20 protein-coding genes are annotated in these 24,251 nt (G+C 60.9%); 8 read left to right on the forward strand and 12 right to left on the reverse strand.

The features are described from left to right. The first annotated feature begins 134 nt into the window (after nt 1-134). On the forward strand, nt 135-875 hold the full coding sequence (locus AC1Q6Y_RS15380; RefSeq protein WP_007999919.1) for a YciK family oxidoreductase: 741 nt from the start codon (nt 135-137) through the stop codon (nt 873-875). A gap of 377 nt (nt 876-1,252) precedes the next feature. After that, on the forward strand, nt 1,253-2,179 hold the full coding sequence (locus tag AC1Q6Y_RS15385; protein WP_057713764.1) for a GGDEF domain-containing protein: 927 nt from the start codon (nt 1,253-1,255) through the stop codon (nt 2,177-2,179). Nucleotides 2,180-2,317: 138 nt separating this feature from the next. On the opposite strand, the gene AC1Q6Y_RS15390 is transcribed toward AC1Q6Y_RS15385, so the two are convergent. From AC1Q6Y_RS15390 to AC1Q6Y_RS15420, 7 genes are all read right to left on the reverse strand, one after another. Beyond that, the gene (locus tag AC1Q6Y_RS15390; protein ID WP_219733187.1) at nt 2,318-3,079 is read right to left on the reverse strand and encodes an iron-containing redox enzyme family protein; all 762 of its coding nucleotides are present in this window, start codon (nt 3,077-3,079) and stop codon (nt 2,318-2,320) included. Between the two features lie 76 nt (nt 3,080-3,155). Then, on the reverse strand, nt 3,156-5,615 hold the full coding sequence (locus AC1Q6Y_RS15395) for an EAL domain-containing protein (protein ID WP_090457153.1): 2,460 nt from the start codon (nt 5,613-5,615) through the stop codon (nt 3,156-3,158). A 188-nt stretch (nt 5,616-5,803) separates the two neighbouring features. Next, nucleotides 5,804-7,621, reverse strand: a complete 1,818-nt coding sequence (locus AC1Q6Y_RS15400) for an ABC transporter ATP-binding protein (RefSeq protein ID WP_492624765.1) — start codon at nt 7,619-7,621, stop codon at nt 5,804-5,806. Next, nucleotides 7,614-8,249, reverse strand: a complete 636-nt coding sequence (locus AC1Q6Y_RS15405) for a DsbA family protein (protein ID WP_057713760.1) — start codon at nt 8,247-8,249, stop codon at nt 7,614-7,616. Before AC1Q6Y_RS15405 ends, AC1Q6Y_RS15400 begins: the two co-directional genes overlap by 8 nt. 3 nt (nt 8,250-8,252) lie before the next feature. Continuing rightward, nucleotides 8,253-9,194, reverse strand: coding sequence for an oxygen-dependent tRNA uridine(34) hydroxylase TrhO (gene trhO, locus AC1Q6Y_RS15410; protein WP_090457157.1), 942 nt, complete (start codon nt 9,192-9,194; stop codon nt 8,253-8,255). Nucleotides 9,195-9,296: 102 nt separating this feature from the next. Further along, nucleotides 9,297-9,596 carry a BolA family protein gene (locus AC1Q6Y_RS15415; protein ID WP_056727175.1) on the reverse strand — a complete coding sequence of 100 codons (300 nt, stop codon included), beginning with the start codon at nt 9,594-9,596 and terminating at the stop codon, nt 9,297-9,299. A gap of 12 nt (nt 9,597-9,608) precedes the next feature. Next, complete coding sequence (locus AC1Q6Y_RS15420; RefSeq protein WP_007997268.1) at nt 9,609-10,133, reverse strand: DUF2059 domain-containing protein; 525 nt, start codon at nt 10,131-10,133, stop codon at nt 9,609-9,611. 191 nt (nt 10,134-10,324) lie between these two features. Between AC1Q6Y_RS15420 and AC1Q6Y_RS15425 the strand changes: the two genes are divergently transcribed. Then, nucleotides 10,325-11,719, forward strand: coding sequence for a class II fumarate hydratase (locus AC1Q6Y_RS15425; protein ID WP_492624766.1), 1,395 nt, complete (start codon nt 10,325-10,327; stop codon nt 11,717-11,719). A gap of 130 nt (nt 11,720-11,849) precedes the next feature. Here the strand turns inward: AC1Q6Y_RS15425 and AC1Q6Y_RS15430 are convergent, their stop codons facing one another. The 3 genes from AC1Q6Y_RS15430 to pap form a co-directional block, all read right to left on the reverse strand. Next, nucleotides 11,850-12,809, reverse strand: coding sequence for a DMT family transporter (locus AC1Q6Y_RS15430; RefSeq protein WP_057713756.1), 960 nt, complete (start codon nt 12,807-12,809; stop codon nt 11,850-11,852). 262 nt (nt 12,810-13,071) lie between these two features. Then, nucleotides 13,072-14,256, reverse strand: a complete 1,185-nt coding sequence (locus AC1Q6Y_RS15435) for a thiolase family protein (protein ID WP_492624767.1) — start codon at nt 14,254-14,256, stop codon at nt 13,072-13,074. A 102-nt stretch (nt 14,257-14,358) separates the two neighbouring features. Next, entirely contained in the window at nt 14,359-15,879 is a 1,521-nt protein-coding gene (pap, locus tag AC1Q6Y_RS15440; RefSeq protein ID WP_154863392.1) for a polyphosphate:AMP phosphotransferase, read from the reverse strand. 207 nt (nt 15,880-16,086) lie between these two features. Here pap and mnmC point away from each other — a divergent pair, with 207 nt between their 5' ends. The 5 genes from mnmC (at nt 16,087) to AC1Q6Y_RS15465 (ending at nt 23,536) form a co-directional block, all read left to right on the forward strand. Further along, nucleotides 16,087-18,066: a bifunctional tRNA (5-methylaminomethyl-2-thiouridine)(34)-methyltransferase MnmC2/FAD-dependent 5-carboxymethylaminomethyl-2-thiouridine(34) oxidoreductase MnmC1 gene (gene mnmC, locus AC1Q6Y_RS15445; protein ID WP_492624768.1), complete on the forward strand. Its 1,980-nt coding sequence runs from the start codon at nt 16,087-16,089 to the stop codon at nt 18,064-18,066. Nucleotides 18,067-18,236: 170 nt separating this feature from the next. Further along, nucleotides 18,237-20,009 carry an N-acetylglutaminylglutamine amidotransferase gene (locus AC1Q6Y_RS15450; RefSeq protein WP_407514846.1) on the forward strand — a complete coding sequence of 591 codons (1,773 nt, stop codon included), beginning with the start codon at nt 18,237-18,239 and terminating at the stop codon, nt 20,007-20,009. Nucleotides 20,010-20,012: 3 nt separating this feature from the next. Further along, nucleotides 20,013-21,761, forward strand: a complete 1,749-nt coding sequence (ngg, locus tag AC1Q6Y_RS15455; protein WP_492624769.1) for an N-acetylglutaminylglutamine synthetase — start codon at nt 20,013-20,015, stop codon at nt 21,759-21,761. Nucleotides 21,762-21,917: 156 nt separating this feature from the next. Further along, nucleotides 21,918-23,108 (forward strand): osmoprotectant NAGGN system M42 family peptidase, encoded by a 1,191-nt coding sequence (locus AC1Q6Y_RS15460; protein ID WP_492624770.1) that lies wholly within the window; start codon nt 21,918-21,920, stop codon nt 23,106-23,108. Nucleotides 23,109-23,308: 200 nt separating this feature from the next. Further along, nucleotides 23,309-23,536, forward strand: coding sequence for a YheU family protein (locus tag AC1Q6Y_RS15465; RefSeq protein WP_056727184.1), 228 nt, complete (start codon nt 23,309-23,311; stop codon nt 23,534-23,536). A gap of 5 nt (nt 23,537-23,541) precedes the next feature. Here the strand turns inward: AC1Q6Y_RS15465 and csrA are convergent, their stop codons facing one another. Continuing rightward, complete coding sequence (csrA, locus tag AC1Q6Y_RS15470) at nt 23,542-23,727, reverse strand: carbon storage regulator CsrA (RefSeq protein WP_057713749.1); 186 nt, start codon at nt 23,725-23,727, stop codon at nt 23,542-23,544. A gap of 154 nt (nt 23,728-23,881) precedes the next feature. After that, the gene (locus AC1Q6Y_RS15475; protein WP_057713748.1) at nt 23,882-24,214 is read right to left on the reverse strand and encodes a YnfA family protein; all 333 of its coding nucleotides are present in this window, start codon (nt 24,212-24,214) and stop codon (nt 23,882-23,884) included. Nucleotides 24,215-24,251 lie beyond the last annotated feature (37 nt).

The following is a 24,251-nucleotide window of genomic DNA, read 5'->3' on the forward strand; positions in this document are numbered from 1 at the left end:
GAAGAACCTGAGAGCGCCACGGGGTGCCAGACTTGTCGCGTCATCGTTTACGCCCATCGTCGGAACGCCGCCCGGAGCAAGCTCGCTCCTACAGGGATAGCGCTTGACCTGAAGAATTTTCGTAGAGGTTTTTTATGTTTGATTATTCCGCCCGCCCCGAACTGCTCAAGGATCGGGTCATTCTGGTCACCGGCGCAGGACGCGGTATCGGTGCCGCAGCGGCAAAAACCTACGCGGCACACGGCGCAACCGTGCTGCTGCTGGGCAAGACCGAAGCCAACCTGACCCAGGTCTACGACGAAATCGAAGCCGCCGGCCATCCACAACCGGCAGTCATCCCCTTCAACCTCGAAACCGCCCTGCCCCATCAATACGATGAGCTGGCAGCGATGATCGAAAGCGAATTCGGGCATCTCGACGGTCTCCTGCACAATGCCTCGATCATCGGCCCGCGCACGCCGATCGAGCAGCTTTCCGGCGAAAACTTCATGCGGGTCATGCAAGTCAACGTCAATGCCATGTTCATGCTCACCAGCACCCTGCTGCCGCTGCTCAAGTTGTCGCAGGATGCCTCGGTGGTGTTCACTTCCAGCAGCGTCGGCCGCAAGGGGCGTGCGTATTGGGGCGCTTACGGCGTCTCCAAATTCGCCACTGAAGGCTTGATGCAAACCCTGGCTGACGAAGTCGATACCGTGGCCCCGGTGCGCTCCAACAGCATCAACCCGGGCGCCACCCGCACCAGCATGCGCGCCCAGGCTTACCCGGGTGAAAACCCACTGAACAACCCGACGCCCGAGGAGATCATGCCGGTCTACCTTTACCTGATGGGCCCGGACAGCACCGGTATCAATGGCCAGGCGTTCAACGCCCAGTAACGACCGTACGTCGCTTTTTAGTGCCGCGCCAGCTTCCTGTCGCGGCACTTGAAGGCTCTCGGGTTCGAGCCAGGCACCTGTCAAACAAACGTCACACGCCGCGCTACACAGGCAGCAGACAACCAACAACCCATTGATTTAATAGAGTTTTTATTCGGATGAACCGAATGGCACGACTTTCGCTCTAAGTTTGCTCAGACACGTAAAGTGAAAGCAGACGGGGGTGAAGCTTGAGCGCAGAGATTACTCATCTTCTACAAAGCGGATTAAACTTGTACGAAATGTCCTACGGGACTGACGGACCAGTACGACGCGCAGCCCTAAGCCGCTCTCACCCTGCTTGTAAGACAGCCTTACTGCTTAGGGGCGCATGCCTTATGAAACCACCTTCCCAGACCAACGCAATTGACTTCGATAGCGCCAAATTGCAGCGCCTGGGCTTTGGTCAGCAGCCGCCTCTCCTGGAAAGACCTGTCAGTCTTGCGCAATTGCGCCAGCAACTGAGCCTGCAGTTGCAAACCAGTCTGGAGCCGCAACGCATTCTTGGGACGTTCTATCGCGAGATTCAGCGGTTGGTACCGTTGGACGCCTTGTGCTACCAGCACAAGAGCAGTGACCTGCGCCTGGAGTTCGGCCAACGCGGCCACCACTCCATCAGTTACAGCCTCAGCCACGAAGGCGAACACCTGGGTGAGCTGATCTTCCGTCGCAATCAGCGCTTCAGCGAACAGGATCAGGGCAATCTCGAATCACTGCTGGCCGCACTGCTTTTCCCGATGCGCAATGCGCTGCTGTACCGTACCGCCACCCAAAGCGCACTGCGCGACCCCCTGACGGGTGCCGGTAACCGCATCGCCATGGACCAGACGCTGCAAAGGGAAATCGAACTGTCCCGGCGCCATCTGCAACCGTTGTCAGTACTGATGCTGGACATCGATCATTTCAAGCTAGTCAATGATACCCATGGCCACAGCACAGGTGATGACGTGCTCAAGGCGGTCGCCGCCACGATCAAAAACCAGCTGCGCAACGTGGACATGGTGTTCCGCTATGGCGGCGAGGAGTTCCTGATCCTGCTGTCGAATACCTGTCGCGAGGCCGCGGCCATGGTCGGTGAGCGGCTGCGGTTTGCAGCCCAGTCTGAAGAGTACCTGGCCGATGGTCACAGGATCCTGCTGACGGTCAGCCTCGGCTGTTCGACCCTGTTGCCCGGCGAGTCTGCCGAAAGTCTGTTGCGACGGGCAGACAGCGCGTTGTATGTGGCCAAGCGCGAAGGTCGTAACCGGCTGGAGATGGCGGGCTGACTTTTCAACCACGACACAAACCAATGTGGGAGCGGGCTTGCTCGCGAATGGGATCTGACTTTCAACGATGATGTTGACTGACAGTCCGTATTCGCGAACAGGCTCGCTCCCACAGTTGTTTTTCAAGCAGCGATTGAATCAGCCTTCGGCCAATGCCATCCGCTCACGCACGACCGGTACCCACTCTGCGTGCTCCATTTGCATGCAACGTTCGAGAAACAGGTACATATAGTCGTAGCTCTTGCAAACGGCCTGACGCAACTCCACCTGCAGAGATTTGCCGGGGTTCGTGCCCGCCAATGTGCAGATGATCTCAAGGGCTTCCCATGGATGGGCATCGTCGTACTGGGCATGCATCTTCAGCCACTTCATCGCCCGCTTGCGATCTTCCTCGGGAAACGAGGCGGCGTAGATACCGTTGGAACACACTACCGCCGACCATTCCCCGGTCGCCCCTTCGATGGCGTAGTTGGTAGCGGCAATCGCAACGATCAGCGAGTCGGCTGAACTGGTGTGCCAGCACCAATGGCTCAGGGCGTGAAGCTCGGGGGGAACCTGCTGAGCCTGCAGCTCTTCCAGGCTGACACCGTGCGCGCGACTCCAGTTCACCCAGTAATCGGCGTGGTTCAGTTCGACGCGGATGTTACGCATCAGCCAGCGACGGGCCATGTCTTCGCCGGGATGACGGGCAAAGCGGGTCTTGGTCAGGTTTTGTGCCATATACAACGCGAACTGTTCGACCACCGGCCAGCCACCGATCAGGTACTGGCGCATGGTCTTCGCACTGAGTTTGTTGTCTCGCATGCGTTGGTACAGTTCGTGTTCGACAACCCGGCGCTTGCTCTCGCTGCAATCCTGGATCAGGCGCTGGGCCCAGGCAGGGTAACTTGCAGCTTCCATGAGCGGTCCGGTTCGGTTGAATGTATCGATCACTGTCGAGCTCCTTTTGATTGTGATTGTAAGACCGGCAGGAGTCTCAACGGAACGTGCCAGGCGCCTTGAACAACAGCGGTTGCGGCCTGGCGGGACGACTTAACAGACTATCACTGGTAAACAACTGCGGGCGTTCAATCACATACCCTTGAGCGTAATCCACCCCGATCTCCAGCAATGCCTGCTCGATCTGGGGCGTTTCGACAAACTCGGCAATCGTGCGCTTACCCATCACATGGCCAATGTGATTGATCACTTCGACCATGGCGCGGTTAATCGGGTCGTCCAGCATATCCTTTACGAAACTCCCGTCGATCTTCAGGAAGTCTACAGGCAAATGTTTCAGGTACGCGAATGAGGACATTCCGGCGCAAAAGTCATCCAGCGAAAAATGGCAGCCTAAGCCTTTGAGTTCATTAATGAATCGAATGGCGCTGCCAAGATTTGAAATGGCACTGGTTTCAGTAATTTCAAAACAAATCATTTCAGGCGGAATCGAATACGTCACAAACTGTTCGCGCAAGAAGTCCAGAAACGCCTCATCCCCAATCGTCGTGCCTGACAGATTGATCGCACACATGGCCAGCGGTCCGTGGCCTTGCTCGGCCCGGCATTGGGCGATGATCTTGAACACGTTCTGCACCACCCAACGATCAAGCGAGCTCATCAGGCCATAGCGTTCAGCTGCCGGAATGAAGCTGTCGGGCAAGATCATCCGCCCGGCTTCATCATGTAGTCGCAGCAGGATTTCAATGTGCCCGCCGTCCTGATCGACATGACCCAAGGGGGCAATTTCCTGGGCGTACAGGCAGAAGCGGTCTTCCTCCAGCGCCATGTGCAAACGCTGCACCCAGGCCATCTCGCCGAAGCGCAGGGACAATTCCGAGTCATCCGGATGATAGACCTGGACCCGGTTCCGACCCTTTTCCTTGGCCATGTAGCACGCCATGTCGGCAGCACGCAGCGAGGCTTCGAGCGTCGTCGGGTTCTGCGCGACATGGACCAGCCCGATACTGACAGTGGTCACGAAAGGCCGGCCTTTCCAGACAAAATGCAGATTCTGCACCGTCTGGCGCAGGCTTTCGGCAATTTTCTCCGCCGCTTCCGGTGCGCAGTTTTCCAGCAGGATGCCGAACTCGTCGCCGCCAAGGCGCGCCAGGGTGTCGCCTTCGCGCAGCCCCGATTGCAACAGCGCGCAGATGTGCCGCAGCAGTTCGTCCCCCGCCGCGTGGCCGCAGGTGTCGTTGACCAGCTTGAACTGGTCCAGATCGAGGAACATCAGGGCATGGCGACCCGAATGGCGGGTCAGGTTGTGCAGCGCCTGTTCCAGGCGATATTCGAACTCGCGACGGTTGGCAAGGCCGGTCAAGGCATCGTGGGTCGCCTGCCACGACAGATTGGCGATGTACTGCCGCTCCTGGGTCATGTCATGCAGCACCAGCACCGTCCCGCTGACTTTTCCGGCATTGCGGATGGGCGCGCCCACCAGCGTGACCGACACCGTGCTGCCGTCCAGGCGTTGAATCAACTTGGAGTGTTCACTGCCGCCACTGAGCTGGCCGCTCAGAATATGCTCGATCAGGGTGAAACCATCGGTCTGGGCATTTTCGTCCAACAGGTTGAACAGCGCCGCCAGCGGCAATCCCGTCGCCTGCTCGGCCTTCCAGTGGGTCATCGCCTCGGCCGCCGGATTCATGTAGGCGATTGCACCGGAAACATCCGTGGTGATCACCCCATCACCAATTGATTGCAGGGTGATCTGCGCCCGTTCTTTTTCCAGTTGCAGCGCATCGGCGAACGCATGGCGCTGCTTGAGCAGTTTATGGGTGCGCATCAGCGCCAGCGCAATCAATCCAAGAGCAGTGGCGAGGTTAGTCAGCAGCAGCAAACGAAGAATGACCCGCGAACCTTCACCCAAGGCATCGCTGAACGCCTTTGCCGCCGGCGTCACGCCGTCGTTGATGGCGAAAATCTGCTCCTTCCAGCGCTGTACGTCCGCGCCGGAGGCCGGGCCGGCAGTGATGTGCTGATGCATGTCCCGCGCAACGTCATCGAGCTGGACCAGATAGGCATCCCCCACGGTCCAAAGGTTGATGGCTTTTTCGAGATAACTGAAGTGACGAAAGTTGAGGTACAGCCAGATCAGGCTGGAAACGTCTTCCGGGTGGTTGCCACCCTTGAGAATCGCCACACGTGCCGCCTCTATATTCGGCGGTTGATGATCCAGCGCCACGCGCAACTCATGCCCGCCCTGAGGCACGGAAATGGCGTGCTGGTATTTACGAAAAATCGCTTCGTCGCCGCTGTCGGCATAGAGGTTGAGGTAATAGATTGCGTCCTTCTGGCCCTTGGACCAGAGGCTTTCGCCGGCAACATAGCCGCGAACCGCCGACAGTACGTAAAGGCTAACGCCGCCCAACAAGGCTTGAAACACCACAACGGCGATAAATGGCCAGACGATGCCCAACAGCCGTGGCGTTCCGAGAGTCCGCGTTTGATTCATGAGGTCCCTTGCATTAGCACCGCTTGCTCGTCTTCCGGACGAAATCGCTATAGCTAGACTAGGTTGCGATTCCGATCCCGGCAAGCGACAAGCTATGCCCGGAGGGAATATCGCGGCCACTGAATTCGGCCGCGATGATGTTTTTTTATCGTATTGAAGTGGCGCCCTGCAACCTTGATATCATTTCACTACAACCGCTGCAAATGCCCATACAGCTTGGCGTACAGACCACCGTCGGCAATCAGTTGCTGATGATCGCCATCCTCGGCAATTTGCCCGCCGTCGAACACCAGCACACGGTCGGCCTGTTTTACCGCCGAAAGGCGGTGGGCAATGATCAACGTGGTGCGGTTGCTCAGAAACCGTGCCAAGGCCTGGTGCAGGTTGTATTCGGTGGCGGCATCCAGCGCAGAGGTGGCTTCGTCGAGGATCACCACCTTGGGCTCGGCCAGTACCATCCGGGCGATGGCCAGGCGTTGACGTTGCCCGCCGGACAACCGCACCCCGGAGCGCCCGACGATGCTGTCCAGGCCATTGGGCAAATCCCGGACCGTACCGTGCAATTGGGCGATTTCCAGCGCCTGCCAGCAGGCCTCGTCACTGCGCTCGCGACCCATGGTCAGGTTGGCCCGGATGGTATCGTTGAACAGCGCCGGATGTTGCAGGACCACGGCAACATTTTCCCGCACGGTTTCCAGGCCGATCTCCTGCTGGGTCGAACCGCCGAAACGAATGGTGCCGGCCAAGGGCGTGTACAGACCCAGCAGGAGTTGCACCAGTGTGCTCTTGCCGCCGCCGCTGGCACCGACGATCGCGACTTTTTCGCCGGGAGCGATGGAGAGATTCATCTGGCTCAGCACCAGTTCGTCACCGTAGCCGAAGCTCAATCCCTGAACCTCGATCCCGACGGTTTCGCGACCGATGAACGGGTCGACTCCACCCGGGTATTCGGGCTCATCGGCTCGGGACAGCAACTCGTTGATCCGCGACAGCGCACCGCCGGCAGCGTAGTAGGCATATTGCAGGTTCAGCAACTGTTCGACCGGGCCGATCATGAACCACAGGTAGCTGAACACCGCGAGCATCTGGCCGATTGATAGGTCGGAAAACAGCACGGTGAGCATCGCCGCGGCCCGGAAAATATCGATGCCGAACTGGAACAGCAAACCGCTGGCCCGGTTCGATGCGTCGGTTTTCCATTGCGAATTCACCGCATAGTCACGCACGTCCCGGGCGCGCTGGCCCAAGCGACCGAGGAAAAACCCCTGGCGGTTGCCGGCGCGAACTTCCTGGATGGCATCCAGCGTTTCGGTCAGCGCCTGGGTAAAGCGTGAAGTGCTGTCGTTCTCGAGTTTCTTCAGATGTTTGACCCGCTTGCCCAACTGCACCGTGGCATAGATCACCAGCGGGTTGAACAGCAGAATCAGCAAAGCCAGTTGCCAGTGCATCCACATCAGAATGCCCGCCGTGCCGACCAGGGTCAGCATGGCCACGAGGAAACGGCTGAGGGTTTCACCGACGAATTTGTCCAGCGTGTCCAGATCGGTGACCAGGTGCGTAGTCACCGTTCCGCTGCCCAGGCTTTCGTATTCGCCCAGGGAAATACCCTTGAGACGCTCGATCAAGCGTATGCGAATGCGGTAGACGATGTCCTTGGCCAAGCCGGCGAACAATTTCGCCTGCACCACGTTGAACAGCAGAGCTGTGCAACGCAGGGTTAAGGTCACCACCAGCATCAGGCCGATGTAGCCAGCGGCCTTCTGCCAGCCTTCGGGCAGCACGTGGTTCATGATCTTCAGCGCGGCATCACCATGCCCCAGCAACACCTCGTCCACCAGCAACGGCAGGAGCAAGGGAATCGGCACGCTGCACAAGGTCGCCAGCACGGCTACGCCGTTGGCGATCCACAGGGATTTCTTGTGATGCAGGGCCAGGCGGCGGATTTCCGCCCAGCTCAGACGGTCGACACGTTTAGCGGGTGCGACATCATCAGGCAGGTCATGCACAGGCAGCACGCTCCAGCCAGCGGCCGAGCAGCGGGGACAACTCGCTCAACGGCTGATAGCCATTGGTCAACAACGCCAGTTGGCCGTTACGCTCGGCCAGCAGGGTGGGGAAACCGGCAATGCCCAGGTCCTGGACCCAGGTGAAATCGGCTTCAGTCGCAGTGTGCATGTCGGCACGGTCGAAAGCGGCGGCGAACTCGATGCGCGGCACGCCGGCCTGCTCGGCCAGTTCCACCAGCACGCTGGCGCGGGTGACGTCCCGACCTTCGACATAAAACGCATGCTGAATCAGCCCGAGCAGCTTCCAGGCACAATCCGGCGCCAGTCCGCGCGCCGTCACCAGTGCCCGGCAGGCAGGCTCGGTGTCGTAGACAAAGCCATCGGGTAACGCGCCCTCAAACTTGAAGGGCTGGCCGGTGGCCTCGGTGACCGCCTGCCAGTGCTCAAGAATGTAGCGTCGGGTGGTCGGCTCCAGCGCCGCACCGCTACCGGTGCGCAAACCACCTACGATCAAGTGCACATCCACACCCGCGGCTTGCGCCTGCTCGACCAGTGACTTGGCCACGGGGGCAAACCCCCAGCACCAGGAACACATCGGGTCCATCACATAGAGCAGGCGCGCAGACATGGTTCAGGCCTCGGAAGATGCTTGCTTGTAGTTGAAGCCGATCGGGTGAGGCTGGTTACGAGCCTTGGCCAGTTCGATCTGCTTCTGCCGGTCGATCGCACTGCGACGGGTCTTCTCGCTCAGCTTATCCCAGCAATGCGGGCAACTGATGCCGGCCACGTAATGCTCGGACGCGCGGTCTTCCACACTCACCGGTGTGCGGCAGGCATGACATTGATCGTAGTCGCCCTCGCTCAGGTCGTGACGAACGGTCACGCGGTTGTCGAACACGAAGCAATCACCCTGCCACTTGGTTTCTTCCTGCGGCACCTCCTCGAGGTACTTCAGGATGCCACCCTTGAGGTGAAAAACCTCACCGTAGCCCTCGCTGAGCATGTAGCTAGAGGCCTTCTCGCAGCGGATGCCACCGGTGCAGAACATCGCGACCTTCTTGTGCACGGCCGGGTCGAAGTTGGCTTTGATGTAATCGGGAAATTCGCGAAAACTGGTGGTTTTCGGGTCGATGGCGCCTTCGAAGGTACCGATCGAGACTTCGTAGTCGTTACGGGTGTCGATCAACAACACTTCCGGGTCGCTGATCAGCGCGTTCCAGTCCTGCGGATCGACGTAGGTGCCGACCTTTTTGTTCGGGTCCACGCCTTCCACGCCGAGGGTGACGATTTCTTTCTTGAGTTTGACCTTGGTGCGGTAGAACGGCTGCTCGTCGCAGTACGACTCTTTGTGGTCGATGTCGTCCATGCGCGGGTCGTTCTTGAGCCAGGCCATCAGCCCGTCGATGCCTTCGCGGCTGCCGGACACGGTGCCGTTGATGCCTTCTTCGGCAATCAGCAGCGTGCCTTTGATGCCGTTGTCGACCATCGCTTGCAGCAGGGGCTCGCGCAGGGCGACGTAATCTTCCAGGGTGACGAACTTATACAGTGCCGCCACGACAATCTGTTGTGTCATGGGTAAATCTCCAGGTGGCTACCCTCGTAAGGGGTGAACCGGATGCGAAAAAAAACGCGCCGGGTTAGCGGCGCGTTGGGCATTCTAACAAAAAACCGGTGTTTAGTGCTTGCTGCCGCCGGCGCAGGTCGGCGAGGCCGGAGCCGCGTCGATCCGGGCCCATTCCTCTGGCGTGTAGGTATGCAGCGCCAACGCATGGAACTCGCCCATCAACTCGCCAAGCGTGCCGTAGACCTTCTGGTGGCGCTTGACCCGGTTCAGGCCTTCGAACTGCGTACTGACGACCACAGCCTTGAAATGGGTTTGCAGCCCACGGCTGTGCATGTGGCTTTCATCCAGCACTTGCAGATGCTCGGGCTGAAGCAGGCCCAGCGTCGATTCGATGCGTTGTTGCATGGTCATACCGAACTCCGCTTAAGGCTTTTTCTTGGCTGGCGCGGCTGCGTCTTTCGGCGTCAGCTCGGCGGTCATGTCAGCCAGCAGCTTGTTGACCACAGGCACCGCGCTTTCCAGCTTGGCCTGGGTCATCTGGGCCGATTGCTGGGTCAGCTGAGGCATTTTTTCCAGGACTTTCTTGCCCAGTGGCGACTGGTAGAACGCAACCAGGTCCTTGAGCTCGGATTCGGTGAAGTTGGTGGTGTAGAGCTTGACCATGTCCGGTTTCAGCTTGTTCCAGCCAATGGCCTGGTCCAGAGCGGCGTTGGCCTTGGCCTGGTAGGTTTCCAACACGGCCTTTTTCGACTCAGGGGCTTTGGTCTGTTCGAAACGCTGGGCAAACATCTGCTGTACTTGCATGTACACCGGGGTGCCCAGTTTGTCAGCGTGCGCCATGGTCAGGAAAGCCTCGGCACTGGCGTTATGGCTGGCGGTGTCGGCAAGAACCTGGCCGCTGGCGCAGACCAAAGCAACGGCGGTACAGATGGCACGAAGACGAGTCATCGAGTTTCCTTTTCTAGCTGGCGAGGTAAGACCCCAAGGGCGTCCATTCTGCGCCTAAAAAAGTGTGTCGCTCAACCCCAAGCCTTGTCGCACCTGATTTAGAGGGGTTGAATGGTCAAATTCAGACTGATGGAACCACGGCCGTCGATCACGGCCTAAACTGCGCAATCGGACCTACAGGAGTGAGCAAGATGAGCCGTATCGAAACCGACAGCCTCGGCCAGGTTGAAGTCCCGGATGAAGCCTATTGGGGCGCTCAGACGCAACGCTCGCTGATCAACTTCGCCATCGGCAACGAACGCATGCCGCTGGCCGTGTTGCATGCCCTGGCGCTGATCAAGAAAGCCGCGGCACGGGTCAATGATCGCAATGGCGATGTGCCCGCCGATATCGCCCGCCTGATCGAGCAGGCGGCCGACGAAGTGCTCGCCGGCGACCACGACGACCAGTTTCCGCTGGTGGTCTGGCAAACCGGCAGCGGTACCCAGAGCAACATGAACGTCAATGAAGTGATCGCCGGTCGCGCCAACGAGCTGGCCGGCAACCCCCGTGGCGGCAAGTCCCCGGTGCACCCCAACGATCACGTCAATCGCTCCCAGAGCTCCAACGACTGCTTCCCCACCGCCATGCATATCGCAGCCGTCCAGGCGGTGCAACAGCACTTGCTGCCGGCGATCAGCGAACTGTCTGGCGGGCTGGCCGAACTGGCCGCACGCCACATGAAACTGGTCAAGACCGGCCGCACCCACATGATGGATGCGACACCGATCAGCTTCGGCCAGGAAATCTCGGCCTTCATCGCGCAACTCGATTACGCCGAGCGGGCAATCCGCAGCGCACTGCCCGCGGTCTGCGAGCTGGCCCAGGGCGGAACGGCCGTCGGCACCGGGCTCAATTCACCCCACGGCTTCGGTGAGGCCATCGCCGCAGAATTGGCCGCCCTCTCGGGTTTGCCGTTTATCACCGCGCCGAACAAGTTTGCCGCGCTGGCCGGTCATGAGCCGCTGACCACGCTGTCCGGCGCGCTGAAAACCCTCGCCGTGACGCTGATGAAAATCGCCAACGATCTGCGCCTGCTGGGTTCCGGCCCACGCGCCGGCTTCGCCGAAGTCAGGCTGCCGGCCAATGAACCGGGCAGTTCGATCATGCCGGGCAAGGTCAACCCGACTCAATGCGAAGCGCTGTCGATGCTGGTCTGCCAGGTATTGGGCAACGATGTCGCCATTGGCTTTGCCGCCAGCCAGGGCCACTTGCAGCTCAACGTGTTCAAACCGGTGATCATCCACAACCTGCTGCAATCGATCCGTTTACTGGCGGATGGCTGCAGCAACTTCCAGCAGCACTGCGTGGCCGGTCTGGAGCCGGATGCGGAAAAAATGGCTGAGCACCTGGAGCGTGGCTTGATGCTGGTGACGGCACTCAACCCGCACATCGGCTATGACAAATCGGCGGAGATCGCCAAGAAAGCCTATAGCGAAGGCCTGACCTTGCGCGAGGCGGCGTTGCAGCTCGGGTATCTGACAGACGAAGAGTTCGATGCGTGGGTGAGGCCGGAGAACATGCTGGAGGCTGGGGCCAAGGGCTGAATCGGCAGCGCCTGATCGTCCGTCATCGCGGGCAAGCCGCGCTCCCGCAGGTTTTGCGTCGTTCATTGATACTGTGGACGACGCAAACCCTGTGGGAGCGTGGCTTGCCCGCGATGAACGATAACGCGGTCTAACTGGCTGCCATCCGCACCTTCCGCGCCTTCAGCCCGGCAATCAACGAAGGCCCCAACGCCACCAGCGCCGACCCCAGCACCACCAGCACCGCACCGCCATATCCCAGGCCATTGATCGTCTCGGCATGCACATAGTCGGGCCACAGCCACGCAGCCATGGCAACCGCGGCAAAGGTCACCAACGGCGTGATGGCCAGCGTCGCGCTGACCCGGGAGGCTTCCCAATGGGCCAGGGCCTCGGCAAACGCGCCATAGGCAATCAGGGTGTTGAGGCAACACGCCAGCAGCAACCAACCCTGCAAGGGGCTTAATTGCAACGCTTCGAGCGGATGCACCCACGGCGTCAACAGCGCTGCGCAGAACAGGTAGATCACCATCATCACCTGCAGCGAATTCCACACCGTCAGCAATTGCTTCTGCCCCAGGGCATAGAAGGTCCAGACCGTGGACGCCAGCAACACAAGCAGCACACCGGCGGTGTAGTCGGTCAGAGACGTGAGCAACTCACTCAAGCGCTGGTTGAAAAACAGCGCAAAGCCGATCAGCAGTACCAGCAGGCCAATCCCCTGCCCCAGGCTGAAACGCTCCTTGAACACAAACAGACTGGCGATCAGCAGCATGATCGGTCCCATCTGCACTACCAGTTGCGCCGTACCGGGGCTGAGCAGGTTCAGGCCCATCAGATACAACACATAGTTACCGACCAGGCCGAGCACCGCCATCAGCACCAACCAGCCACCACGAGGACCGAGCACCTTGCGGCTGGGCAGACGCCTGGTGGCCGCCAGGTAAATGAACAGGCAGCCGCCGGATACCATCAGGCGAAACCAGGTCACCGTCACCGGGTCCATTACCAGCAACACTTGTTTGAGCTTGATCGGCAGGATTCCCCACAACAACGCGGTCAACAAGGCCAGGAACAGACCGTAACCCCAGCGACCCGATGAAATGTGCATGTGAACCCCAACGCCAACTGACAGGAGTCGTCATTCTAGGCCCGCAGCGGTGGCGTACACAGGCACAGTTTCGGTCTGGCCGCGAATGAAACTGTGCGGGTCGTAATCTTCAGGTGATTTTTTTGACCGTGGCGCACCCATCGCGAGCAAGCTCGCTCCCACAGGTTTTGCGACGTACACAACATTTGTGATCGCCGCTGAACACTGTGGGAGCGAGCTTGCTCGCGATGACTATCGAACTGACAACGAGAAATATCGAGGCTTACCGCACCGCTTCAAACAGCCCGGTTGCCCCCATCCCGCCACCCACGCACATGGTGACGATGCCGTACCGCAGATTGCGTCGCTGCAATTCACGAACCAGATGCCCAACCTGGCGCGAACCGGTCATGCCGAACGGGTGACCGATGGAAATCGAGCCGCCGTTGACGTTGTACCGGGCGTTGTCGATTTCCAGGCGATTGCGGCTGTACAGGCACTGCGAGGCGAACGCTTCGTTGAGTTCCCACAGGTCGATGTCGTCAATCCGCAAGCCTTTGGCCTTGAGCAGTTTAGGTACCGAAAACACCGGGCCGATACCCATCTCGTCCGGCGCGCAACCGGCCACGGTAAAGCCGCGGAAGAACGCTTTCGGCTTGAGCCCCAGCTCCAGCGCTTTCTCCAGGCTCATCACCAGGGTCATGGACGCGCCGTCAGACAGCTGCGAAGAGTTGCCCGCCGTGACCGAGCCATCTTCGGCGAACACCGGCTTCAACCCGGCCAGGCTTTCCAGGGTGGTGTCCGGGCGGTTGCAGTCATCGCGGTCGACGATGCCGTCGAGGATCTGTGCCTGACCTGTGGCCTTGTCTTCGACGCGATACTTCACCGACATCGGCACGATTTCATCAGTGAACAGCCCGGCGGCCTGAGCCTCTGCGGTACGCTGCTGGCTTTGCAACGCATACAGGTCCTGCTCTTGGCGACTGACGTTGTACCGACGCGCGACGATTTCAGCAGTCTGGCCCATCGGGAAGTAGATGCCCGGCACCTGTTCCTTGAGCAGCGGGTTGATCAGGTTGTCGGTGTTGACGCTCTTCACGGTCAGGCTGATGGACTCGACGCCGCCGGCGACGATGATGTCGCTGCAACCCGAAGCGATCTGGTTGGCGGCAATGGCGATCGCCTGCAGGCCCGAGGAACAGAACCGGTTGAGGGTCATGCCGGCCGTGCCGATGCCCAGGCGCGAGAGCACCGCGACATTGCGACCGATATTGAAACCCTGGGCGCCTTCGTTGGAGCCGGCGCCAACGATGCAGTCCTCGACGCTCGCCGGATCGATACCGGTGCGCGCCAACAGTGCATCGACACAGTGTGCCGCCATGTCGTCCGGGCGGGTCATGTTGAATTTACCGCGAAAGGATTTGGCCAGGCCGGTCCGCACGCTGTCGACGATCACCACTTCACGCATGACATACCTCATTGTTGTTATCGGTTGAGAGTGGACCGAGCATAAGTCCAGCTCTTCACCGACCGCGACGATCATTCACCCCGCGTATGCGTAACCATGGCCTCAATCCTTGTCCTTACGCTTGCGTTCATGCTTGGCGGATTTTTCGAAAGCCTCCTCCAGTGCCCGGTTGATGGTGCGCAAGACTTTGACCCGCGCCCAGCGTTTGTCGTTGGCTTCCACCAGGGTCCAGGGCGCAATCTCGGTGCTGGTCCGGTCAACCATGTCGCCGACCGCCGCGCGATAGTCGTCCCATTTATCACGGTTGCGCCAGTCGTCCTCAGTGATCTTGAAGCGTTTGAAGGGGATCTTTTCGCGCTCTTCGAAGCGCTCCAGTTGCGTCTGTTTGTCGATGGACAGCCAGAACTTGACCACGATCACACCGGCGTCGGTGAGCTGTTCTTCGAAATCGTTGATTTCACCGTAGGCACGCAGCCAGTCTGCCGGGCTGCAAAAACCTTCGATGCGCTCCACCAACACCCGGCCATACCAGGAGCGGTCGAACACGGTGAACTTGCCCCGGGCCGGCAGGTGCCGCCAGAAGCGCCACAGATACGGTTGCGCCCGTTCTTCCTCGGTGGGCGCGGCAATCGGCACGATGCTGTACTGGCGCGGATCAAGCGCTGCCGCTACCCGGCGGATCGCCCCGCCCTTGCCGGCCGCGTCGTTGCCTTCGAACACCGCCACCAGCGCGTGGCGGCGCATGCGTTTGTCACGCATCAACCCGGAAAACCGCGCCTGCTCGGTGATCAGTTGTTCTTCGTAATCTTCTTTGTCCAACTGCAGGGTCAGGTCCAGGCTGTCGATCAGGTTCACTTGATCGACACTGGGGAACACTGGCGCGGCGCTGACCTTTTCCGGATGGATCTTCGGTCGCTTCAATGCGCCCTGCAGGCCCGCCAGCAGAATCCGCCCCACGGCCAGGCTGCGATAATGGGCATCCGCCCCGGCGATCACATGCCAGGGTGCATAAACGCGGCTGGTGCGGCGCAGCGCCCGTTCACCATACTTCACGAACCTGTCGTAGGTTTGCGACTGCTGCCAGTCCAGCGGGCTGATGCGCCAGCTGTGCAGCGGGTCGTCGGCCAGTGCCTTGAGGCGAGCCTTCATTTGCTTCTTGGAGAGGTGGAACCAGAACTTGAAGATCAGCGCACCTTCATCGCAGAGCATCTTTTCCAGGCGCTCGGCGGCATTGATCGCCTGATCCAGGCGCGGATCCTTGAACTCGCCATGGACCCGCCCCTGCAGCATCTGGCTGTACCAATTGCCGAAGAAAATCCCCATGCGCCCCTTGGCCGGGAGCATCCGCCAGTACCGCCAGGCCGGTGGCCGCGCCAGCTCTTCATCGGTTTGCTGATCGAACGTGCGGACTTCGATCAGGCGCGGGTCCATCCACTCGTTGAGCACCTTGATCGTCTCACCCTTGCCGGCACCTTCGATGCCATTGATCAAAATGATCACCGGAAAGCGGCGTTGCTGCTGCAATTCGAATTGCGCTTCGAGCAACGCTTCGCGCAGGGCCGGGATTTCGGCGTCGTAGGTTTCTTTGTCGATGGCGTGATCGATTTCGGCGGATTCAAACATGGGCGGCTCCCTTCCAGATGTGAGCAAGACTAGCGGATGGACCTGAAGGTCAGTGGAGATTTTCCGGATGGTTGCGGATTCCTGTGGCGAGGGGGCTTTGTGCAGGTTGATGATTTTCCCGGTTTCAGCCCGTTCATACCTTGCCACGGATCAAGCACCACACCTTCAATCGGCTAGAATGGCCGCCTTGCCGCTGCAGAGCCTGCCATGAAACCTGTATTGCCCCACGCCCAGCTCGACTGGGACGACCAAGGTCGCCCGTATTCGCGAGTGTTCGACGATGTGTACTTCTCCGACAAGTCAGGGCTGGATGAAACCCGCTATGTATTCATCGAGCAGAATCGACTGGCCGAACGCTTTGCCGCCTTGCCCGAGGGTGGGCGGCTGGTCATCGGTGAGACCGGGTTCGGCACCGGGCTGAATTTTTTGTGCGCCTGGCAGGTGTTCGAGCAACACGCAGCGGCCGGAGCGCGGCTGCATTTTGTCAGCGTAGAGAAATACCCGTTGAGCCCGGCCGACCTGCAACGGGCCCTGGCGCTATGGCCGGAACTCAAGGTATTTGCCGATCAATTGCTTGAGCAATACGTGGCCATCCATCAGGGTTTTCAGCGCCTGACGCTGGACCACGGCCGCGTCACCCTGACGCTGCTGATCGGCGATGCACTGGAGCAACTGCCGCAACTCGATGCCCGAATCGACGCCTGGTTCCTCGACGGTTTCGCCCCGGCGAAAAACCCCGACATGTGGACCGCCGAACTGTTTGCCGAGCTGGCTCGCCTGGCCGCTCCCGGTGCATCCATCAGCACCTTCACCAGCACCGGCTGGGTGCGGCGCCTGCTCAACGCCGCCGGCTTCAAGATGAAACGCACCCCCGGCATCGGCCACAAATGGGAGATCCTGCGCGGTGAGTTCCTCGGCTGGCCCCTGGAAACGCCGGCCCCGGCCCTGGATAAACCCTGGTTCGCACGCCCGGCCCCGCTGACCGGCGAGCGCCAGGCACTGGTGATCGGTGCCGGCCTGGCCGGATGTGCCAGCGCCGCCAGCCTCGCCGCGCGGGGCTGGCAAGTGACATTGCTGGAGCGCCACGACGCCATCGCCCGGGAAGCCTCGGGCAACCCGCAGGGTGTGCTCTACCTGAAGTTATCCGCCCATGGCACGGCGCTGTCGCAAATGATCGTCAGTGGATTCGGCTACACCCGACGTCTGCTCGAACACTTGCAACGGGGCCGCGACTGGGACGATTGCGGCGTGCTGCAACTGGCCTTCAATGCCAAGGAAGCCGAACGCCAGGCGCAATTGGCCGCAGCGTTTCCAGCGGACTTGCTGCACCTGCTGGATCAACCCGAAGCACAGGCCGTGGCCGGTATCGGACTGGCACACGGCGGCCTGTTCTATCCCGAAGGCGGCTGGGTCCACCCACCGGCGCTGTGCCAGTGGCAGGCTGCGCATCCACAGATTCAATTGCTCACCCATCACGATGCGCTGGAACTGCGCAAGGTTGAAGGCCGTTGGCAAGCCTGGGACGGCGAGCGGTTGCTTGCCGATGCTCCCGTGGTGGTACTCGCCGGGGCCGCCGAAATCCAGCGTTTCCCCGAGAGCGCCGAGCTGCCGCTCAAGCGCATTCGCGGGCAAATCACCCGCTTGGCGCAAACTCCGCAAAGCCAGGCCCTGAGCACCGTGGTGTGTGCCGAAGGCTATGTCGCCCCCGCCCGTTTGGGCGAACACACCCTGGGGGCCAGTTTCGACTTCAAGAGCGATGACCTGACACCGACCACGGCAGAACACCTGGGCAACCTGGCCATGCTCGAAGAGATTTCCCACGATCTGGTCGAGCGTTTACAGGCCGATAAACTTGCGCCTGAAAGTCTCCAGGGGCGCGCCGCTTTTCGCTGCACCAGCCCCGACTACTTGCCAATCGTCGGCCCCTTGGCCGACACCCAGGCGTTCACTCAGGCGTATGCGGCGCTGGGCAAGGATGCCCGGCAGGTGCCGGACGTCGCATGCCCATGGCTTGACGGTTTTTACGTCAACAGCGGTCACGGCTCGCGCGGCCTGATCACCGCGCCGCTGTCCGCAGAACTGCTGGCAGCCTGGCTGGACAACGAACCCCTGCCGTTGCCCAGAAGCGTGGCCGAAGCCTGTCACCCCAACCGATTTGCCCTGCGACGCCTGATCCGGGGCAAGTAGTCGATACAGCAGCCGAAGTCGCCCTCACGGGGCGATTCGGCCGTGGTCAGTCGCGCATATAACTCATCGATCTAAAACTCCCCTTACCGAGGAGGGTCACTTTCTGAGTACCCGCCGTTTCGGCGCGGTATCGATCGACCCTCCCCAACGGAAAAACCGGTAAGGAATTTATGTGCGGATTAGCTGGCGAGTTACGTTTTGATCATCAACCTGCAGACCTTGCAGCCATTGAACGAATCACCCATCACCTGGCCCCCCGCGGCCCCGACGCCTGGGGATTTCATAGCCAGGGGCCGGTTGCCCTGGGCCATCGGCGCCTGAAGATCATGGACCTGTCGGACGGCTCGGCGCAGCCGATGATCGACCCGCAACTGGGCTTGTCCCTGGCCTTCAACGGGGCGATCTACAACTTTCCGGAACTGCGCGCAGAACTTGAAAGCCTGGGTTACGCCTTCTATTCCGGTGGCGACACCGAAGTGTTGCTCAAGGGTTATCACGCCTGGGGCGAAGCCTTGCTGCCAAAACTCAACGGCATGTTTGCCTTTGCCGTTTGGGAGCGCGATGCCCAACGCCTGTTCATCGCCCGCGACCGTCTCGGCGTGAAACCGCTGTACCTGTCGCGCACCGGCCAGCGCCTGCGCTTCGCCTCGGCGCTGCCGGCATTGCTCAAGGGCGGCGACATCAACCCGATCCTCGATCCCGTGGCGCTCAATCACTATCTGAATTTCCACTCCGTGGTCCCGGCACCGCGCACTTTGCTGGCGGGCATTGAAAAACTGCCGCCGGCCACCTGGATGCGCATCGAAGCCGATGGCCGCACCGAGCAGAAAACCTGGTGGACCCTGCCCTACGGCCCTCACGCCGATGAGACGAATCTGACCCTCGAGGACTGGCGCGACCGTGTGCTCGACAGCACCCGCGAAGCGGTAGCGATTCGTCAGCGTGCGGCGGTGGATGTCGGCGTGCTGCTGTCCGGCGGTGTCGATTCAAGCCTGCTGGTGGGTCTGTTGCGGGAAGTCGGCGTGGACAATCTGTCGACCTTCTCCATCGGCTTCCAGGATGCCGGCGGCGAACGTGGAGACGAGTTCCAGTATTCGGATCTGATCGCCCGACACTACGGCACGCAGCACCATCAACTGCGCATCGACGAAAAGGAAATCATCGAACAACTGCCCGCCGCGTTCCGTGCCATGAGCGAGCCGATGGTCAGCCATGACTGCATCGCCTTCTACCTGTTGTCACGGGAGGTGGCCAAACACTGCAAAGTCGTCCAGAGCGGCCAGGGCGCCGATGAACTGTTCGCCGGTTACCACTGGTATCCGCAAGTGGACGGCGCGAGTGATCCGTATGCCGCATACCGCGAAGCGTTTTTCGACCGCAGTTACGACGACTACGCCGCCACCGTGCAACCGAAATGGCTGACCGCGAATGACGCCGCCGGTGACTTCGTCAAAGCCCATTTCGCCCAGCCCGGTGCCGATGCGGCGGTGGACAAGGCCTTGCGTCTGGACAGCACGGTGATGCTGGTGGACGACCCGGTCAAACGGGTCGACAACATGACCATGGCCTGGGGCCTGGAAGCGCGCACGCCGTTTCTCGATTACCGCCTGGTGGAGCTGTCGGCACGGATTCCGGGGCGTTTCAAACTGCCGGACGGCGGCAAGCAAGTCTTGAAAGAAGCCGCGCGACAAGTGATTCCCAGTGAAGTGATCGACCGCAAGAAAGGTTACTTCCCGGTGCCGGGCCTCAAGCATTTGCAGGGCGATACGCTGGAATGGGTGCGCGAGCTGCTGCTCGATCCCAGCCAGGATCGCGGCCTGTTCAACCCCGCGATGCTCGACCGTCTGCTGACTGATCCACAGGGGCAATTGACACCGTTGCGCGGCTCGAAGCTGTGGCAACTGGCGGCCCTCAACCTGTGGCTCAGCGAACAAGGAATCTGACCGATGAAACCTCACGCCACGGCTTTCAGCCAACGCCTGTTGCGCGGCCAGTCGCCCTCCTACGAACGCTTGCAGGCACGTCTGGCCGAGGATGGCAGTGAACTCGGCGGGGCGCCGATTGCCGTGCATTGCGGCTGGGGGCGCTTGCTGATCGGCCACACCTTTGCCGATGCCGCGAGCCTGGCCGGGGAGTTGCTCAACGAGCAGCCCGGCGAACGGGACATTGCCCTGTACGTTGCCGCGCCCCAGCAAGTGCTGGGGCTGGAGCCGACGCAGCTGTTCCTCGACCCGTCCGATACCTTGCGCCTGTGGTTCAGCGACTACCGTCAGGCGACCCGGGTGTTTCGCGGTTTCCGCATTCGACGCGCGCAAAGCGATGCCGACTGGCAGGCGATCAATCAGCTGTATCAGGCCCGCGGCATGTTGCCGATCGATGCCACCCTGCTGACGCCGCGCCATCTGGGCGGCCCGGTGTACTGGCTGGCCGAAGACGAGGACAGCGGCGCGGTCATCGGCAGCGTCATGGGCCTCAACCACCACAAGGCCTTCAACGACCCGGAAAACGGCAGCAGCCTGTGGTGCCTGGCGGTCGACCCGCATTGTGCGCGGCCGGGTGTCGGTGAAGTGTTGGTGCGGCATTTGATCGAACACTTCATGAGTCGCGGGCTCGCCTGCCTCGACCTGTCGGTGCTGCACGACAACCGCCAGGCGAAAAACCTTTACGCCAAGCTCGGGTTTCGCAACCTGACGACCTTCGCCATCAAGCGCAAGAACGGCATCAATCAGCCGCTGTTTCTCGGGCCCGGCCCGGAAGCCGCGTTCAACCCCTACGCGCGGATCATTGTCGAAGAAGCACACCGTCGTGGCATCGATGTGCACGTCGATGACGCCGACGCCGGGATGTTCACCCTCAGCCATGGCGGGCGCCGGGTACGCTGCCGTGAATCCCTGAGCGACCTGACCAGCGCCGTCAGCATGACCCTGTGCCAGGACAAAAGCCTGACCCACAAAGTGCTCAAGGCAACGGGGTTGAACCTGCCGGCGCAGCAACTGGCGGGTAACGCCGATGACAATCTGGCCTTCCTCGATGAACACCAGCGCGTGGTGGTCAAGCCACTGGATGGTGAACAGGGCCAAGGGGTGGCGGTGGATTTGCGCACCATAGAGGAAGTGCAGCAAGCCATAGAAACCGCTCGCCACTTCGACAGCCGCGTGCTGCTGGAAAGTTTCCACGAGGGCCTGGACCTGCGCATTGTGGTGATCGGTTTTGAAGTGGTCGCCGCCGCCATTCGCCGGCCAGCCGAAGTGGTCGGCGACGGCCAACACTCCATCGGTGCATTGATCGAAGCCCAGAGCCGACGGCGACAGGCGGCCACGGGCGGCGAAAGCAAGATCCCGCAGGACCAGGAAACCCTGCGCACCTTGCGCGCCGCCGGATACGACTACAACAGCATTCTGCCGGCCGGTGAGCACCTGTTCGTACGGCGCACGGCGAATCTTCATACCGGCGGTGTGCTTGAGGATGTCACGGCGACCCTGCACCCGACGCTGGTGGACGCCGCCATCCGCGCGGCTCGGGCCCTGGATATTCCCATGGTCGGCCTCGACTTGATGGTGTCCGCCGCTGACCAGCCGGACTATGTGTTTATCGAAGCCAACGAACGGGCCGGGCTGGCCAACCACGAACCGCAGCCGACGGCGGAGCGGTTTGTGGATCTGTTGTTTCCGTACAGTCAGCCGGTGGTCTCTTAGTGATGCGTTGTCTGGGCTGATGCCATCGCGAGCAAGCTCGCTCCCACCTTTGATCGCATTTCCCTGTGGGAGCGAGCTTGCTCGCGATGGCGGCCTGACAGGCAAAACAAATCCCTCATCGAAACCATCGATGCGCTCAACTCATCAGGAGTTTCCATGACCAGCAAAATCCCCGAACCGGACCTCGGCTATCTGCAAAAAGTGCTGCTGGAAATGCTCGCCATTCCCAGCCCCACCGGGTTCACCGACACCATCGTGCGCTACGTCGCCGAACGTCTTGAAGAACTGGGCATTCCCTTCGAGCTGACCCGTCGCGGCACCATCCGCGCCACGCTCAAGGGCAAGAAGAACAGCCCCGACCGCGCCGTTTCCGCCCATCTGGACACCATTGGCGCGGCGGTGCGTACAGTAAAGGACAACGGCCGTCTGACCCTCGCGCCCGTCGGCTGCTGGTCCAGCCGCTTTGCCGAGGGCAGCCGGGTCAGCCTGTTTACCGACAATGGCGTGATCCGCGGCAGCGTCTTGCCGCTGATGGCTTCCGGGCACGCATTCAATACCGCCGTGGATGAGATGCCGATCAGTTGGGATCACATCGAATTGCGTCTGGACGCCTACTGCGCCACCCGTGCCGACTGCGAGTCGCAGGGCATCAGCGTCGGCGATTTCGTCGCCTTCGACCCGCTGCCGGAGTTCACCGAAAGCGGCCACATCAGCGCCCGTCACCTCGACGACAAGGCCGGGGTGGCCGCACTGCTGGCGGCGCTCAAGGCCATTGTCGACAGTGGTGAAGAACTGATGATCGACTGCCATCCGCTGTTCACCATCACCGAAGAAACCGGCAGCGGCGCGGCGGCGGCGCTGCCCTGGGACGTCAGTGAATTCGTCGGCATCGACATCGCGCCGGTCGCGCCTGGCCAACATTCCAGCGAGCATGCAGTGAGCATCGCGATGCAGGATTCCGGCGGGCCGTATGACTATCACCTGTCACGCCACCTCCTGCGCCTGGCCAGCGACAACGACTTGCCGGCACGCCGCGACCTGTTCCGCTACTACTTCAGCGACGCCCATTCAGCGGTGACCGCCGGCCACGACATTCGCACCGCCCTGCTCGCCTTCGGCTGCGATGCCACCCACGGTTACGAGCGCACCCACATCGACAGCCTCGCCGCCCTGAGCCGCCTGCTCGGTGCGTACATCCTCAGCCCGCCCGTGTTTGCCAGCGATGCACAACCGGCCAAAGGCTCACTGGACCGCTTCAGCCATCAGCTCGAACATGACACACAGATGGAAAGCGATACACGGGTGCCGTCGGTGGACAGCCTGGTGGGGCAGCGGTCGGAGAACTGATCCAGGATCTTCATTGCCTGGTGAACCGCTATCGCGAGCAAGCTCGTTCCCACACTCGACCGCATTCCCATGAAAGAACCCGGTCGCCTGTGGGAACGAGCTTGCTCGCGATGGCGTCAGAGCAGACGACATCAAACCCCAGGCTAGCCGATACCGGTCATTCGCCGTAGCATCGCACCATTGATCCAACCGAGGTGCCTATGCTGATCCCCCACGACCAACTTCAAGTCGACACCCTCACCCGCCTGATCGAGGATTTCGTGACCCGCGACGGCACGGACAATGGTGACGACACCCCCCTGGAAACCCGCGTACTGCGCGTGCGCCAGGCCTTGACCAAGGGTCAGGCATTGATTGTCTTCGACCCGGAAAGCGAGCAGTGCCAACTGATGCTCAAGCACGATGTGCCCAAGCACCTGTTCGACTGAAGTCTTCAGCGTCCCTTGGTTTTCGCCAGTTTGTTCTGGATGCGTTCGTAGATTTCACAGCGGTGCACATTGACGTCCTGAGGCGCTTCAACGCCAAAGCGGATGTTGCTTCCGTTGATCGCGAGAACGCGCACGGAAATGTTTTCACCGATGGAAATGGTTTCGCCCACAACGCGAGTGAGTACGAGCATGAGGAGTGTCCTTCAGGGGTTTCTGGCCCTTGAAGATGCCCGGCCCGCGGTACGCCTACAATGCTCCGACAGCAAACCAGACCGGACTGACAGCCCTTGACGCACACCACTTACGGAAAGGTCTGACAGACCGGTTGATTGTAGGACCGATCTGTCAGGACGCGGAGAATCGCGGCCCGAACAGAATGATGCTCGCGCCGATCACACACAGCGCCACGCCGAGCCAGTCCGAACCCAGCGGACGAATCCGCTCGACCACGGCCAGCCAGCCGATTGAGGCAATGATGTAGATGCCGCCGTAAGCGGCGTAGGCGCGGCCGGCGTAGGTGGCTTCGATCCGGGTCAGCAGCAGGGCGAACAGGGTCAGGCTCAGGAGCGCCGGCACCACCCACCACATGCTTTTACCCTGGCGCAGCCACATCCAGAAGGCAAAGCAACCGGCAATTTCGAACAGCGCGGCGACGAAAAACCACAGGTAATTAAGCATGCAAGCGTCTCGCGAGGATGGCCGATGGCGGCCACCC

This window comes from Pseudomonas sp. GW823-FHT06E10, assembly GCF_058794995.1.

What these genes read in the sequence shown, in the direction of transcription:
- mnmC (WP_492624768.1), top strand. Translation starts at nt 16,087, where the DNA reads ATGAAACCTGTATTGCCCCACGCCCAGCTCGACTGGGACGACCAAGGT.
- AC1Q6Y_RS15405 (WP_057713760.1), bottom strand. Translation starts at nt 8,249, where the DNA reads ATGTCTGCGCGCCTGCTCTATGTGATGGACCCGATGTGTTCCTGGTGC.
- AC1Q6Y_RS15435 (WP_492624767.1), bottom strand. Translation starts at nt 14,256, where the DNA reads ATGCGTGAAGTGGTGATCGTCGACAGCGTGCGGACCGGCCTGGCCAAA.
- AC1Q6Y_RS15420 (WP_007997268.1), bottom strand. Translation starts at nt 10,133, where the DNA reads ATGACTCGTCTTCGTGCCATCTGTACCGCCGTTGCTTTGGTCTGCGCC.
- AC1Q6Y_RS15450 (WP_407514846.1), top strand. Translation starts at nt 18,237, where the DNA reads ATGTGCGGATTAGCTGGCGAGTTACGTTTTGATCATCAACCTGCAGAC.
- AC1Q6Y_RS15395 (WP_090457153.1), bottom strand. Translation starts at nt 5,615, where the DNA reads ATGAATCAAACGCGGACTCTCGGAACGCCACGGCTGTTGGGCATCGTC.
- AC1Q6Y_RS15425 (WP_492624766.1), top strand. Translation starts at nt 10,325, where the DNA reads ATGAGCCGTATCGAAACCGACAGCCTCGGCCAGGTTGAAGTCCCGGAT.
- AC1Q6Y_RS15415 (WP_056727175.1), bottom strand. Translation starts at nt 9,596, where the DNA reads ATGACCATGCAACAACGCATCGAATCGACGCTGGGCCTGCTTCAGCCC.
- ngg (WP_492624769.1), top strand. Translation starts at nt 20,013, where the DNA reads ATGAAACCTCACGCCACGGCTTTCAGCCAACGCCTGTTGCGCGGCCAG.
- AC1Q6Y_RS15390 (WP_219733187.1), bottom strand. Translation starts at nt 3,079, where the DNA reads ATGGAAGCTGCAAGTTACCCTGCCTGGGCCCAGCGCCTGATCCAGGAT.
- AC1Q6Y_RS15465 (WP_056727184.1), top strand. Translation starts at nt 23,309, where the DNA reads ATGCTGATCCCCCACGACCAACTTCAAGTCGACACCCTCACCCGCCTG.
- AC1Q6Y_RS15460 (WP_492624770.1), top strand. Translation starts at nt 21,918, where the DNA reads ATGACCAGCAAAATCCCCGAACCGGACCTCGGCTATCTGCAAAAAGTG.
- AC1Q6Y_RS15430 (WP_057713756.1), bottom strand. Translation starts at nt 12,809, where the DNA reads ATGCACATTTCATCGGGTCGCTGGGGTTACGGTCTGTTCCTGGCCTTG.
- AC1Q6Y_RS15475 (WP_057713748.1), bottom strand. Translation starts at nt 24,214, where the DNA reads ATGCTTAATTACCTGTGGTTTTTCGTCGCCGCGCTGTTCGAAATTGCC.
- AC1Q6Y_RS15380 (WP_007999919.1), top strand. Translation starts at nt 135, where the DNA reads ATGTTTGATTATTCCGCCCGCCCCGAACTGCTCAAGGATCGGGTCATT.
- AC1Q6Y_RS15385 (WP_057713764.1), top strand. Translation starts at nt 1,253, where the DNA reads ATGAAACCACCTTCCCAGACCAACGCAATTGACTTCGATAGCGCCAAA.
- csrA (WP_057713749.1), bottom strand. Translation starts at nt 23,727, where the DNA reads ATGCTCGTACTCACTCGCGTTGTGGGCGAAACCATTTCCATCGGTGAA.
- trhO (WP_090457157.1), bottom strand. Translation starts at nt 9,194, where the DNA reads ATGACACAACAGATTGTCGTGGCGGCACTGTATAAGTTCGTCACCCTG.
- pap (WP_154863392.1), bottom strand. Translation starts at nt 15,879, where the DNA reads ATGTTTGAATCCGCCGAAATCGATCACGCCATCGACAAAGAAACCTAC.